General features: G+C 46.2%; 12 protein-coding genes. 10 read left to right on the top strand and 2 right to left on the bottom strand.

Annotated elements, in window-relative coordinates; translation table 11 throughout:
* Positions 1 to 38: 38 nt before the first annotated feature.
* The 5 genes from P364_RS0110065 (at position 39) to P364_RS38180 (ending at position 6,574) form a co-directional block, all read left to right on the top strand.
* On the top strand, positions 39 to 920 hold the full coding sequence (locus P364_RS0110065) for an ABC transporter permease (RefSeq protein ID WP_029880893.1): 882 nt from the start codon (positions 39 to 41) through the stop codon (positions 918 to 920).
* Between the two features lie 12 nt (positions 921 to 932).
* Positions 933 to 1,808 (top strand): carbohydrate ABC transporter permease, encoded by an 876-nt coding sequence (locus tag P364_RS0110070; RefSeq protein ID WP_024630010.1) that lies wholly within the window; start codon positions 933 to 935, stop codon positions 1,806 to 1,808.
* A 21-nt stretch (positions 1,809 to 1,829) separates the two neighbouring features.
* A complete protein-coding gene (locus tag P364_RS0110075) occupies positions 1,830 to 2,960 on the top strand; it encodes a glycoside hydrolase family 88 protein (protein WP_024630011.1) in 1,131 nt (376 codons plus the stop codon).
* Positions 2,961 to 3,102: 142 nt separating this feature from the next.
* Positions 3,103 to 5,397 carry a chondroitinase-B domain-containing protein gene (locus P364_RS0110080; RefSeq protein ID WP_024630012.1) on the top strand — a complete coding sequence of 765 codons (2,295 nt, stop codon included), beginning with the start codon at positions 3,103 to 3,105 and terminating at the stop codon, positions 5,395 to 5,397.
* A gap of 550 nt (positions 5,398 to 5,947) precedes the next feature.
* A complete protein-coding gene (locus P364_RS38180; RefSeq protein WP_236642098.1) occupies positions 5,948 to 6,574 on the top strand; it encodes a glycoside hydrolase family protein in 627 nt (208 codons plus the stop codon).
* Between the two features lie 317 nt (positions 6,575 to 6,891).
* On the opposite strand, the gene P364_RS0110095 is transcribed toward P364_RS38180, so the two are convergent.
* The gene (locus P364_RS0110095; RefSeq protein ID WP_024630014.1) at positions 6,892 to 7,944 is read right to left on the bottom strand and encodes a hypothetical protein; all 1,053 of its coding nucleotides are present in this window, start codon (positions 7,942 to 7,944) and stop codon (positions 6,892 to 6,894) included.
* Positions 7,934 to 8,509 carry a sigma-70 family RNA polymerase sigma factor gene (locus P364_RS0110100; protein WP_024630015.1) on the bottom strand — a complete coding sequence of 192 codons (576 nt, stop codon included), beginning with the start codon at positions 8,507 to 8,509 and terminating at the stop codon, positions 7,934 to 7,936. The genes P364_RS0110095 and P364_RS0110100 overlap by 11 nt, the downstream gene beginning before the upstream one ends.
* Before the next feature lie 484 nt (positions 8,510 to 8,993).
* Between P364_RS0110100 and P364_RS0110105 the strand changes: the two genes are divergently transcribed.
* The 5 genes from P364_RS0110105 (at position 8,994) to P364_RS0110125 (ending at position 14,448) form a co-directional block, all read left to right on the top strand.
* A complete protein-coding gene (locus tag P364_RS0110105) occupies positions 8,994 to 9,332 on the top strand; it encodes a VOC family protein (protein WP_024630016.1) in 339 nt (112 codons plus the stop codon).
* Between the two features lie 105 nt (positions 9,333 to 9,437).
* Complete coding sequence (locus tag P364_RS0110110) at positions 9,438 to 9,998, top strand: helix-turn-helix domain-containing protein (protein ID WP_024630017.1); 561 nt, start codon at positions 9,438 to 9,440, stop codon at positions 9,996 to 9,998.
* Between the two features lie 219 nt (positions 9,999 to 10,217).
* A complete protein-coding gene (locus P364_RS0110115) occupies positions 10,218 to 11,459 on the top strand; it encodes a CynX/NimT family MFS transporter (RefSeq protein ID WP_024630018.1) in 1,242 nt (413 codons plus the stop codon).
* On the top strand, positions 11,452 to 11,883 hold the full coding sequence (locus P364_RS0110120) for a universal stress protein (RefSeq protein WP_024630019.1): 432 nt from the start codon (positions 11,452 to 11,454) through the stop codon (positions 11,881 to 11,883). Before P364_RS0110115 ends, P364_RS0110120 begins: the two co-directional genes overlap by 8 nt.
* Before the next feature lie 624 nt (positions 11,884 to 12,507).
* Positions 12,508 to 14,448: a fructose-1,6-bisphosphatase gene (locus tag P364_RS0110125; RefSeq protein ID WP_442952310.1), complete on the top strand. Its 1,941-nt coding sequence runs from the start codon at positions 12,508 to 12,510 to the stop codon at positions 14,446 to 14,448.
* The last annotated feature ends 448 nt before the right edge of the window (positions 14,449 to 14,896 follow it).

Consider the following 14,896-nt stretch of genomic DNA (forward strand, 5'->3'; position numbering starts at 1 on the left):
CGCATGTCGGTCGTCTGCCGCTTAATATCGCGAAAGACATGGTTAAGAACAAATATTTGTACATGATGCTTACTCCTGTTTTGTTATATTTCATTATTTTTCATTATATCCCGATGTACGGTTCAATTATTGCGTTCAAGGATTTTAACCCCCGGCTTGGAATTGGGGGCAGCGCGTGGGTAGGTCTGGAGCATTTCAAAGACTTTTTTGGCGGGATGTATTTTTGGCGGGTGTTTAAAAACACTCTGATGATTAGCTTGTACGATCTCATTTTCGGTTTTCCCGCTCCGCTTATTCTCGCCTTGTTGCTAAATGAGGTGAAAAATGCACTGTTCAAGCGTTCGGTTCAGACGATTACTTATTTGCCGCATTTTATTTCGCTTGTCATTATTTGCGGTATGATCAAGGATTTTACGAGCAGTGACGGCGTCATCAACGATATTATCGCATTTTTCGGCGGTGAGCGGGTTACGATGCTGCTGGAGCCTTCTTTTTTCAGGACAATCTTCGTTTCGTCGAATATATGGCAGCATATAGGCTGGGGTACAATTATTTATTTGGCCGCTCTGTCTGCGATCGATCTTGAGCAATATGAAGCTTGCAAGATCGACGGGGGTGGACGCTGGAAGCAGATGCTTCATGTTACTCTACCCGGTCTGCTCCCCGTTTTCTTTATATTGCTCATCCTGGACATTGGCCGAATTATGAGCGTTGGCTTCGAGAAAGTTATTCTGTTGTACAACCCGACCACTTATATTACAGCGGATGTCATTTCCTCGTATGTGTACCGGATCGGGCTTCAAGATTTTCAATTCAGTTTCAGTTCCGCTGTCGGATTGTTCAACTCCGTGATTAACTTCGGGCTTGTTATCGGCTCCAACTGGATAAGTCGGAAGTTGAACAATACGGGTTTGTGGTAGAGGAGGGTTCGCATGCGAGTAAGCTTGGGTGAACGTTTATTCCGGGTTTGCAATACGCTGTTTTTATCCGCGCTCATGATTGTAACAATGTACCCAATTCTATACGTGGCATTTGCTTCATTCAGCGAACCAGCGCTGATGATGGGACATAAGGGTATTCTTTGGAAGCCGCTGGGCTTCTCGCTTGAAACATATGGGGCGGTATTCAGCAATCCGATGATCCTGCTCGGCTACCGCAACACGTTATTTATTGTCATTGTAGGCGTGGCTCTCAATTTGCTGCTTACTTCCTTTGCCGCATACGCCTTGTCCAGAAAAACGCTGCAATATCGCAAGCAGCTTACGTTGTTTATCGTGTTTACCATGTTTTTCAGCGGTGGATTAATTCCGTTCTACTTGCTGGTCAGAGGGCTGGGCATTACAGACACACTGTGGGCGCTGATCCTACCTACCGCAATAAGCGCATTTAACCTCATTATCATGCGAACATCGTTCGAGGCAGTGCCGGATGCGCTGGAAGAGTCGGCCAAGATCGACGGCGCCAACGACTTTAGCATTCTGTTCCGCATCTTCCTGCCGCTATGCAAGCCCGTGCTTGCAGTGGTAGGCCTGTATTACGGAGTAAGCCACTGGAACTCCTGGTTTAATGCCATGATCTTCCTTCAGGATCGGTCGCTGTATCCATTGCAGTTGATCCTGCGAGAAATTTTGATTATTGGAGAGGCAAACTCCATGGCGGAAGGAGCCTCCCAAGATGAGATCATCATATTGGGCGAGACATTGAAATACGCCACGATTATGGTAGCGACCCTTCCGATTTTTCTGGTCTATCCGTTTTTGCAAAAATATTTCGTGAAAGGCGCCTTGATCGGTGCCATTAAAGGTTAGGAAAAGGGGTGGAATTCAGAGATGAGCAATGAAAATATGAAACTGAAACCATCCGAGCTGACGGCTTGGTGGGATAAAGTGAAGATTAAAGTTGATCATATGATCGAAGCGGGCTGGACAGAAGCGCCGCATGTTTCGGCGGCGGGCAAATATGATCAGATCAAGGTGGATCAGTGGATTTCGGGCTTCTGGCCGGGCATTCTATGGATTCTGTACGATATGACCGGCGAGCAACGTTATAGGGAGGAGGCGGAGCCTTGGGACGAACGCATGGAGCAATGTTACTTGCGGGACAACCATTTCCACCACGATGTCGGCTTTCAGTTCCTGCCGACATCGGTTATCCGCTACAAACTGACCGGCGACCCGGACGCTCGGCGGCGCGGGCTGTTCGCCGCCAACTATCTGGCGGGCAGGTACAACCCGGCAGGACAGTTCATTCGAGCCTGGCCCCGCAACCAGACGGGTTGGTCCATCATCGATTCGATGATGAATTTACCGCTTCTGTTCTGGGCGAGTGAAGAAAGCGATGATCCGCGCTTCAAGCATATTGCGGTTGCCCATGCAGATATGGTGCTTCGCTCATTCATCCGAGACGACGGCTCGGTGCATCATATCGTTATCTTCGATCCCGAGACGGGCGAAGTGGAGCGTTATGACGGCGGACAGGGCTTCGCGCCGCAATCGTCCTGGTCGCGGGGTCAAGCTTGGGCTCTCTACGGGATGAGCTGCGCTTACCGCTATACGGGAGAAGTGCGTTACATGAATGCGGCGAAGGGGGTGGCGCATTATTTCATCAGTGCGTTGGCGGAAGACAATGTGCCTCATTGGGATTTCCGTGCGGCGACCGACTTGACGGACGAGCCGCGCGACACCTCGGCGGCGAGCTGCGCAGCATCTGGCTTGATCGATATCGCGTCGCAGGTGGCTCCTGAGGAAGCTGCATTATATCAGCGCGCGGCCACGCGCATTCTTCGCTCGCTGTCGAACAACTACAGTGCGCTCGACAAGCCGGAGTATGAAGGCATCCTGCTCGGCGCAACCGGTCATAAGCCAGTCAATACCAACATCAACGTATCGCTGATTTACGGCGATTACTATTATATTGAAGCTTTGGCGAAGAGCAAAGGCTGGAGCCAGCATGTTTTTTAAGCGGGATCAAAGGCCGTAATCACGAAGCCGGGAGGACAGGAAGCTCCTCCCGGCTTCTGTGTTCTTGAGAGGAGGTGCCGGACGGAACGAAGGGAATGATTCAATAACCATCATTTCATAATGGAAAGGATGAAAAAGAATTATGGGAACCAAAAGTATGACGTTCATTATTTTGATCTGTATGCTGGTTGCGTTAATGCCAGGTACGGCGAGGGCGGCTGATACGAAGTTCACAATTGGCAGCTCCGACGTGACGGCGAGCGGAGATGACGGCAACGTTCCAGCCAACACGGTAGATGGCGATTTCTTAACACGTTGGTCGGCGAATGGCGACGTGCAATGGATCCAGTACGATTTGGGCGTAAATCGCAAAGTGTCTTACATCAAAATTGCATTTCTGAATGGGTCAAGCCGTACTTCTACTTTTGATATTTTGACGTCTACGGACGGTTCCACCTTTACGACCGTCAGCAGCGGAGTGGTGAGCAGCCTTGTGGAAGGTCTCCAAACGTTCGATTTCCCGGATGTCGATTCTACCCGCTATGTGAGGATCGTTGGGCACGGCAATTCCTCCAACCTGTGGAACAGCTATTCTGAAGTTGAACTCTACGGCACCGCGAGCGGAAATCCGCCAGGAGCAAGCAAGTTGGCGATTACCGTGCCACAACTTATGGCCAGCGGAGATGACGGCAATATCGTCGCGTATACAATCGACGGCGATCTTAACACGCGCTGGTCAGCGAGTGGCGAGGGGGAGTGGGTCCAATACGACCTTGGATCGAGCAAGCGCGTGGAATACGTGAAGATCGCCTTCACCAACGGGGCGGAGCGAACTTTCGCTTTTGATATCCAGACTTCATATGATGGCTACAACTTCAGTACAGTGCTTTCGGGAGCAGTCAGCAGTCTGAGCAACAGCTTGCAGACGTTTGATTTTGCCGATGCTGCTCCCGTCCGCTACGTTCGTATTGTTGGCCACGGCAACTCGGTGAACGCCTGGAACAGCTTTGCCGAGGTCGAAATTTACGGTAGCGATTCAAGCGGCATCGGTAGCGAAGGGACGGTCGTCGAAGTTAGCACTTCCACGCAATTGGCTGCCGAGCTTGCAACCGCTACGGCAGGGAAAACGATTGTGTTGGCAAACGGCACGTATTCACGTACAAGCCCGTTTGCTGTTCAGAACAAAAACGGCACTGCCAACTCGCCAATCGTCATTAAAGCAAAAAACCGCGGTTTGGCTATCATCTCGGGAGCGTCAGGCTTCCGGGTCGAGAACTCCTCGCATGTGGTGCTGGACGGATTAAAATTTACGAACACAAGCAATGGCGCAGTGGTGTTGGAAGGATCGCACCATGCGCGACTGACCCGTAATACGTTTGCGCTTCCAAGCTCGGGGAGCGGCCTGATGTGGCTGCAAGTGCGGGGCACGAACAGCCATCATAACCGCATCGACCGGAACGACTTCGGATTGAAGAGCGACACCGAACCGCTAATCGCTTACGAAGGACAGGACGGCTCAGGGCAAATTTCGCAATACGATATTATCGAATACAACTATTTCCATGATGTAGGCCCATGGGTAGCTAACGGCAAAGAGACAATTCGTCTCGGCTTGTCGGGTCTTACGCTCTCCAACGGCTATAATACGATCCAATACAATGTATTTCAGAATTGCGATGGAGAGCCCGAAATCATATCGGTCAAGAGCAGCAGCAATTCGGTGCGCTTCAATACATTCCGCACGTCCAAGGGCAGCCTGACGCTGCGGCATGGCCATAACAACAGCGTATATGGCAATTTCTTCCTCGGGGACGGCGTGGAGTCGGATCAGGAAGGCATCCGGATGTTCGGCAATGACCATAAGATTTATAACAACTACTTTGAGAATTTGACTGGCGAAGCAATCTACTTGCCTAACGGCGACTTCGACGGCGGTACTGGAGGCTCCCCTCCAAGTCCGACGGTCGAAGAATTGCGCAAACAATGGAAAGTTTACCGGGCGCTTATCGTTAACAATACGATTGTAAACAGCAAAACGGGTATCGTCATCGGCTCCGGCAAAGCGTATGCTCCGCAGGATTCCGTCGTGGCAAACAATATCGTATACAACAGCACCGGCACGCTTTATTACGAGGCGGCGACAACGAATACGCTGTTCCAAGGCAACATCGGGTTTGGCAGCACGGTTAACAACAGATCGCGCAGCTCGGAGCAGATCCGAAATATCAATCCGCTGCTGACTGCGGTGAGCGGCATTCAGAAACTGTCCGCGAACAGCCCGGCAATTGATGCAACTGTGGGGACATACGTGTTCGTAACGGCGGATATGGACAGTCAAATGCGGGTGACAGCAGATGTGGGGGCGGACGAATATTCCGGCGCGCCTCTACTGAATCGCCCGCTCGGGGCCGACGATGTGGGGCTGAATACGCCTTAGGATCGATATTTGTGCAAGCATGCCGGCGGTTGGTTCGCCGGCATGACTATGTCGATCTATTGATGTATGGAGCAGTCCTGTTATTCACTTCATTTGGAAGGATGGGAGACCATGTCTCACAGCAACTATGGAGCAGCGGGGAAAAACGAGGTGAATGGACATGCATACTAGCACAATGTTGCCGGCTCCGCGTGGCGGCGGCTTCCGTATGGAAGGTTATTGGGTATGGTGCGGTTCCGTCGTGCAGGGCGAGGACGGTAAATTCCACATGTTTGCCTCGCGCTGGCCGAAGACACTGCCGATGCATCCCGGCTGGATGACGGCTTCAGAGATTGTCAGGGCAGACTCGGATACCCCGGAGGGACCGTACCGATTCTGCGAGGTGGTGCTTCCGGCGAGGGGAGCGGAATATTGGGACGGTCGCTGCACGCACAACCCCCATATCGTCAAGCATAACAACAAATATTTGCTTTATTATACGGGTTCGACCCATCCGCTAAGCGATCCAGAGCCGCCGGGGAATTTCGGGTTAACTGATCCTCAATGCATCGTGGCGCGGGCGAACAAACGGGTAGGTCTGGCTATAGCGGATAGCGTTTTGGGCCCGTGGCGCAGAGCGGACGAACCGATATTGCCAACACGTCCCGGCCGATTCGATAGCTTTCTGACATCCAATCCGGCTCCGTGTGTCCGGGAGGACGGTTCCGTGCTGCTGATCTATAAAGCACGTCACTACGAAGGCAACCTGCATGGCGGCATGACGATTGGCGTTGCGTATGCGGATCACTACGAGGGGCTGTACCGGGTGCTGAGTGACGAGCCGGTGTTTCCTCCAGAGTCGTTCCATATCGAAGACCCTTTCATCTGGCAAACAAACGAAGGATACAATATGATCGCCAAAGATATGGAAGGGCATCTATGCGGAGAAAAATACGGCGGCATTTATGCCGAGTCGCCGGACGGGCTGAAATGGAGCTTGCATGGGCAGCCGCAAGGCTATTCCCGAACGGTGCGTTGGGATGACGGCACGGTGCAGACGCTGGGCAATCTGGAGCGGCCGTTCCTGTTGTTCCAGAACGGCAAGCCGACTCATTTGTTCGCGGCCGTCTCGGACGGCAGTGATGGTTTTAAGGACGCTTCCGATACGTGGAACATGGTTATACCATTAAAGCAATGATTTACGGGGGGACTTTACGATGATGAAGCTGCCAGAGATTTCACTGGGGCTGTGGCAAATTATGAACCGGCCTCATGGCGGCAGCAGGGGTGGCCAAATTATATTTGAGGCGAAACCTATACAATTCATTTAAGTGAAACATTCTTTCTATGCCTATCAGTTGCCTGATAATGGAGCACCTTTAGATTTTATCCAAGACGCCAAGCCTCTTTTGATCTAAAAATGGCCGGTTTCCTGGATGCTAAGGATACCGGCCTCTTATTACTTTTTACCAATCTCGATATATACGCGTACATTCTCGCTTGTTGAATGGATTATTACTTCGATGGTGTTTCAGTTTTGTGCTCAATAATTTGTAATACTTTTGGTTCAACAGCTTTTAACATTTCTTCATTTGAACGATTGCTTTTTGGAACAACGCCATTTTTTTCACCTTGAATCTGTCCGTCAGCCTGCGCTTTTGCAATGACGTCAATCACTTGTTGTTTTGAGACATTTCTAGATGCTGCAATCTCCACAACGGATTTACCCTTTGCTAATTCTTGTTTTAATTCTGTCGGGCTGATTTTAAGTAAAGCAAACAGTTTTTCATCGTTTAGATAGGCATCGGCAAAATAATCTGGTTTACCGTTTGTAGAGAAGAAACCTTCTACCTTCATGTTTGAAGGTGTAGTCTCACCTCCGATCAGAGAAACACTGATTGAATTGCCCTGAACAAATACCTGGTAGAACGGTGTTGTTGATCCTTTTGTGCTGTAATTCAATACAAACGTTTTTTGATTCGGGTTCTCCATTTGCTCCATAGTAAACTCGTACTTTTCGATGTTACCATACAATTTATCAATGAGAATATCTACCTTCGACATGATTTCCTGATCGGTTAATGCAGTGAGCGGCTTCTCCTTAGGCTCCCAATTCTCTTGAATCACGTGTTCAATCGCACCGGTAATACCGTTTGTATGAAGTGTAATCTTTTTGCCGGTTCCTCCCTTTTCCTGTAGGATGATGCTTGTTTGAACACCTTGAACGTTGCTTGCATCGATGATCTCAAACGCTTTTGTTTCGGGAAATGCGTTATACAGCTTCTCAAGTGCTGCTTTGGCAACCTCATCCGTCTTGACTTGATCAGCAGTCATTGGTGTTCTGGTAAGTATATCAATCAAGGTAGGTGCCGCAAATGCTGCGCTTGGAATCAAAATCGCAACAGCAACAATTCCACCAATCAATCGTTTTTTCATGGGTCTTCCGCTCCTTTTTCGTTGCAAATATTGAGAATAGGATTGTTCTATTCGATTGGAAATGGCCGGTGGGCACTCCACCGTTTCGGCTTCTTTGTGCAGATGTTCACGGATTTTGCGTTCAATAGTCATTGATCTTTTCCATCCTTTCTGAGGGGAGACTCCATATGTTTTTTCGAAGCGCCTGCAGGCCAGCATGATATCTCGACTTGACTGTACCCAATGGAATATCGAGCACTGTCGCGATTTCCTCAAGCGTATAGTCATGAAAAAAGCGGAGGATAATCACCGTTCGCTGTTTGTCGGTCAGTTTCTTAATGGCCTGCGATATCATGTCGTTGGTCCCATCCATCAACACCGCTGGTTGATCCCAATGAGGTTCTTCCCGAGAGAAGGAACGGATGCGTTCAAAAATTCGGAATCTCCGCCAGCTCTTGACCCGAAATCTCTGCACTTGACGGATCACCAAGCCGTGCAACCAGAAGTGGAAAGGTCTACTCGTATCGTAGTTGGCCAGTGAGGTCCACATTTGCATATAAATCTCATTCATGACATCTTCCCGATCCTGCTGATGATCCACCAGAAAGGTGACGGTCCGATAGACGTCCTGATAAGTGGCATCATACATCGTATGAAACGCCTGTTGATCACCATCCTTCATTTTTGTGAGTAATTGGTACATATATTCACTTTCCATTCAGAGGGCCCTCCAGAGTAAGCAGCTTACACACTATATTGTCTCTCTAATCGGAAAAAGGTTCGGTGTTCTTTTTATTTTTTGCATGCAAGCTTCGTCGGTCTATGCAACGACCATTCCATCTTCTCTAACATTGGGTAATCATGATGTAAAGAGTGAAGGGGAAGATGTATTTACCAAAGGGCGAACTTCCCGGAGAACGGGCCGGAATCCCAGATGCAATATGCGTACTCTTATATACTTTGGACTGCTTCCTCGCTTAACAAGGATACCCAACAAGACACGTCATAAATCGATATGTAGGCGCAGGGGACTAATTAATTCAGTCTCTTTTTTTGTTGATTTAGATTATCGTCGGTATAGAAAAAAATGAAACGACTTTTCATTGAAGTGACGGACAGAATAGTTCCATTATGTGGTATTATTTGGATTGAAGTTAAAGCTCTACGGAGGACGTACAAAATATGTAGGAAAGGGTGTAATTATGAAATTAAATCATCTGAACCTAACAGTTACTGATGTTCCAGCTGCTCGCGAGTTTTTAGAGACTTATTTTGGTATGAGATGTGAAGGTACGAGAGGAAACGCATTTGCAGTTATGTTTGATGATGAAGGCTTTATTCTGACTCTAATGAAGGGTAAAAATGTACTCTATCCAGTGACTTTTCATATCGGATTTCCCCAACCGACCGAACAAGAGGTTGACAGGATATATTGTCTATTGAAAGACAATGGCTTCGAAGTAGACGCACCTAAGCATGCACACGGCTATACTTTTTATGTTGAAGCCCCTGGTGGATTTACTGTTGAAGTCTTATGTTAATCTCTAAGTTTGAGTGACTTTCACCATCAAATACTAATCGTATGGAAAAGAATCTAGATTGACGATATACTAGCTATAACTGTTTTTTGTTGAGGTGAATTTCAAATGGATGAAGTCAATGAATCAAAACAATTTGTATTACAAATCGGCGGTGCCTTGAAAAGGTACAGAAAAGAAAAAAATATGAGCTTAGATGACTTAGCCGAATTAACGGGCGTAAGCAAACTTACTCTTGGGAATATCGAACGTGGCGAGACCAATCCAACTTTGGCGATTATATGGAAAATTTCAAAAGGTATATCTTTACCGCTACTGGCTTTGTTCAAATCAGAAGAACCTGTTAGTTTGTATCGAGCAGGCGAAGGACTGCGATTTTCTAATGATCAAAAAAATTGGACCATTGAACCTGTCTTTAAAAGCAACGATATTGAAATGTGCCGGGCTTACTTACAGCCAAATAGCTCGTATTACCCTGAAGGTCATCATGTGAATACAACTGAAATTGCGACAGTAATGACTGGTTCCATTGAAATTCAAGTCAATGAAGAGATTTACACATTGAATCAATATGATACGATCAGTTTTCGTGCAGATTCTCCTCACTCTTATACCAATCATACGAATAGCGAAACAGTGCTCCATATCTCCTTAAAGTATGGTTTCTAAAAATCGAAAATTCTACTTATGATACAACTCCGAATTCCATGACAGGAATTCAGAGTTGTATTTTTGCTTTTAGACGATTTTAATTATATTATAAAATACTTATTGTAAATAATAATATACTATAATATACTTTTGTTGTCCGCGCGGATGTTATTGCATCTTTTTTTCAATCAGCAGGAAACAAACAATACGTATAAATTCAGAAAGGAGCATTGAAGAATGCCGAACAAACAAAATAAAAAAACCGTACCATCTATAGGGTTTATCATTCTCGGCATTATTGTTATTGCAGCTAATTTACGTACTCCCTTAACCTCGGTCGGGCCTTTAGTGAGTCTCATAAGGGATGACGTTCAAATTTCAAATACATTAGCAGGCCTCATAACAACGCTACCCTTGCTAGCCTTTGCTTTATTATCGCCTCTAGTACCAACATTAGGACGAAAGTATGGGGTTGAACGCATCATTTTGATTGCACTAATATTTCTGACTGTTGGTATTGTAATACGTTCTTTATCTGGCGCAGCTAATCTGTATATAGGGACTGCAATTCTTGGATTCGCAATTGCCGTATGTAATGTATTATTGCCAAGTATAATCAAAAGAGATTTCCCAAATAAAATTGGTTCCATGACAGGTCTTTACTCCATTTCAATGAGTTTATGTGGAGCAATCGCATCAGGAATCAGTATACCGCTAGCCGTGAACGCAGGTCTAAAATGGGAGGGAGCATTGGGAATATGGGGGATTCTAAGCTTCGTATCGATCCTCTGTTGGTTACCCCAATTAAGAAATCAAACGAAGCAAACAGCCACGACGAGTCAACAGAATGCCAGCAACGATGTAAATGTTTGGCGATCCCCTCTTGCTTGGCAAGTAACCTTGTTTATGGGTATACAATCCATGGTTTTCTATGTGTTGATCGCATGGTTGCCCGAAATTTTAAAGCAGCAAGGAATTGACTCCAACCAATCAGGATGGTACCTCTCGCTCATGCAGTTAGCCATGCTTCCATTTACCTTCCTTGTCCCCGTTATTGCTGGGCGTATGTCTAGCCAACGTTTGTTAGTGGTCATCACAACCACTTTGCTTTTGACGGGAACGCTCGGACTTCTTTACGGAAGTTCCAATATCATATTGTTGTGGATCATCATACTCGGAATTGGCGGAGGCTTCGCCTTTAGTTTGTCCATGATGTTTTTTGGATTACGTACTGAAAATGCGCATCAAGCAGCCGAACTTTCTGGCATGGCGCAATCGATCGGATATCTTCTTGCCGCAGTCGGTCCTGCCCTTATAGGATATCTGCATGATGCGACAAATAGTTGGAAACTGCCACTTTTCATTCTGCTTGGCGCTTCCGTCTTACTCTTTTTAGTCGGTATAGGAGCAGCAAAAAACCGTTTTGTAGGTAGCCGAGATAGATACGAGCTGCACGGAAAGGACGATAAATATGTTTGAAAACATTATTGTAGCCATTGATCAAGCGGAAATAACGAACAAAATCCTCGATGCAACCGTTGAAATAGCCCGAAACAAACAAACTCAAGTTACCTTGATTAATGTCAGCCAGGAATATGTATCGAATGGCATGATATATGTACCAGAGAATTTCTTGGAAGAAATATTGAACGAAATAGAGAAAGCGAGTTTGAAGCAATTACAACAAGCCAAATCCAAATTAAAATCTGCGGGGATTAACCCGAAAACAGTTCATCTTAAGGGAAACCCTGCACATGAAATATTAAAATATGCAAGGGATACTGACCAGCAACTCATTATTATTGGAAGTCGTGGACTAAGTGGCATAAAAGAAATGATGCTTGGAAGTGTCAGCCACAAGGTTTCACAGCTATCAAACTGCCCAGTCCTCATCGTGCATTAAATCTTTCGGGAACTGCATAGATGATGGATGATTACACTAACGGGGAACACTAGTTGAATCAATAGTTTAAAACCTCCTACCTAAAGCAAAAGTATAATTATGCTCAAGTAGGGGGTTTTATTATGTCGAAGGACAAGAACATGGTCCGATCACGAATTAGACATATATCTAATTCGTTTCCACCCATAATGCATCAAGCGAACGGCGGCTAGTTTAATGACACTGGAGAAAAAGTCTGATAAATCTTGATATTATTATTCTAAACTAGATTGGCAGGGCTCGGCGGATGGACAAATTTTGATCAAGAACAAGGTTGAGTACTGGATCTATGATGTTACATTTGCCAAAAATATTGTAGAATTAGGTGCAGCTTTACGTGATAAGAGGTTGGAAGAACCCTATTACCCCGAAAATAATTTCTCACCAAGTGATGCGTCTGTAAGCCTGAACAGATTGTGGTCAGGCTAGCGTCTTTAGGCGGAGTTTGGCAACAGGGGGTTATACCATGATGGGGGAAGGTGATGCTGATATCACCACATAAATAATTTTACTTGTTTTGTTAACCATACAGGTGAAGAGGATCGCATTCCGAAAGACCAATTTTCCATACTTTCTTGAAGGGGGATGTCTGTTTTGGATGAGCAGTTTCTAGATTTATTGGCCGAGAAATATGATACGGAAGAAAAAGTCATAACAGAGATCATCAACCTTGAAGCGATCTCCAATCTTCCCAAGGGAACTGAGCATTATGTCAGTGATTTGCATGGGGAGTTTCATGCTTTTCAGCATGTACTAAGAAACGGTTCGGGTAATGTAAAGGAGAAAATCAAGGATTTATTCCGTGAGGTTTGGACAGATGATGAAATCAATGATTTTGCAGCTTTAGTTTATTATCCGGAAGAAAAAATACAGCTGGTTAAAGCAGACCTATGCAATAAACAAGCCTTGAACCGGTGGCATAGACAAACGATTGAACAAATGCTTAAGCTCGTTTCTTATGCCTCTTCCAAATATACGCGCTCGAAATTGCGCAAAGCTCTGCCGGAGCAGTTTATCTATGTTGTAGAAGAGCTTCTCTACAAAACAGATTCGACCAACAACAAGGATCCTTATTATGAGGAAATATACCGGCAAATTATCTCCTTGGGCCAGGCGGACAAGCTCATTATCGGTCTAGCTTATACAACCCAGCGCCTAGTGGTTGACCATCTTCATGTGGTTGGAGATATCTATGACCGGGGGCCGGACCCCGATAAAATTATGGACACGCTAATCAACTATCATTCTGTAGACATTCAGTGGGGGAACCATGATGTCCTGTGGATCGGCGCCTATGCGGGTTCCCTGGTCTGCCTTGCGAATATTATCCGGATCGGCGCCAGATACGACAATCTGGACATCATCGAAGACGTATACGGAATCAATCTTCGCCCACTGCTAAACTTGGCGGAGAAATACTATGATGACAATCCGGCCTTCAGACCCAAGCTGCAGTCCGACCATAACGGTTCGGAGCAGGAAATTCTGCAGATTACCAAAATTCATCAAGCTATTGCCATGATCCAGTTTAAGCTTGAAATCCCGATTATCAAGAGACGCCCATACTTTAATATGTCTGAAAGACTTCTGCTTGAGCAGATTGATTACGACAAAAATGAAATCAAAATCGGCGGAAAAACGTACCCGCTGGAAAACACCTGTTTCAGAGCCGTAAATCCGCAGCAGCCTGAACAATTGCTGGAGGAAGAACAGGATGTGATGGAAAAGCTGCTGTTTTCCGTGCAGCATTCCGAAAAGCTGGCCAAACATATGAATTTTCTTATGAAAAAGGGCAGTCTTTATTTAAAATACAACGGGAATTTGTTAATCCACGGCTGTATTCCTTTGGATGAAGAAGGAAACATGGAAGAAATGCAGATTGAAGACAAGACGTATTCGGGGCGTCAGCTGCTCGATGTTTTTGAATATTACTTACGTTACTCCTTTGCGCATCTGGAAGAGACAGATGATCTAGCGACGGATATGGTGTGGTACATCTGGACAGGGGAATGTTCCTCGCTCTTTGGAAAGAGAGAAATGACCACTTTTGAACGGTACTTTATCCAGGATAAAGAATCCCATAAGGAGAGAAAGAACCCTTACTACTATTTACGTGAAAATGAGGAGATCTGCCGGAAAATCCTGCAAGAGTTTGATTTGAATCCGGATCATGGACATGTCATTAACGGTCACACGCCAGTTAAAGAAACTCGTGGAGAGAACCCCATTAAAGCCAACGGGAAAATGGTTGTCATTGACGGCGGTTTTTCCAAGGCCTATCAATCCACAACGGGCATCGCCGGATATACTTTGTTGTTTAATTCCTTTGGCATGCAGCTCGTCGCCCATCAGAAATTTAATTCAAAAGAAGATGTGTTATGCAACGGAACGGACGTAATGTCTGTAAAAAGACTGGTGGATAAAGAACTGGAACGGAAGCTGGTAAGGGAAACCAATGTAGGGGAGAAGCTGCTGCAGAAAATTTCAAATTTGAAGGACCTCCTGGAATATCGCTACATGAAATAAAAAAATACTGAAAGTACAAAAAGCCCCCCACCCGAGGGAGGCTTTTAAGTTCTACTTAAAATAATGTCTGCAAATACGATTATTGTTCTGGATATCAGTTGCGCTTGTACGACAGGGCGAATAGGAGGCCGCCAAACGTCAGGATCATCGAACCTGTAATAAGCCAAGGCGCTCGATCCGTATAGAAGAGTACGATTAGAAAACCGACGATCCATCATGCATAGCCCGAACAACATCGCGGTGATATGGCCCCGGCAGTCAGCCAGCATCCCGTCGAGCATTCCGAACAAGATTACGCTCAATGTGCCCGGGAACAGAATGCGTTTACGATGAAGCCTGTCGGACTCTCATCAGATAAGGCACGATGGAGAAAAAACCGGCGACCGTACCGAGCAGACAGCTTTGTCTCATTCATACCGACTCCGTTATCATGCATGGTGAAAATGTT

Source organism: Paenibacillus sp. MAEPY2 (assembly GCF_000499205.1).
Taxonomy (GTDB): Bacteria; Bacillota; Bacilli; order Paenibacillales; family Paenibacillaceae; genus Paenibacillus; species Paenibacillus vandeheii.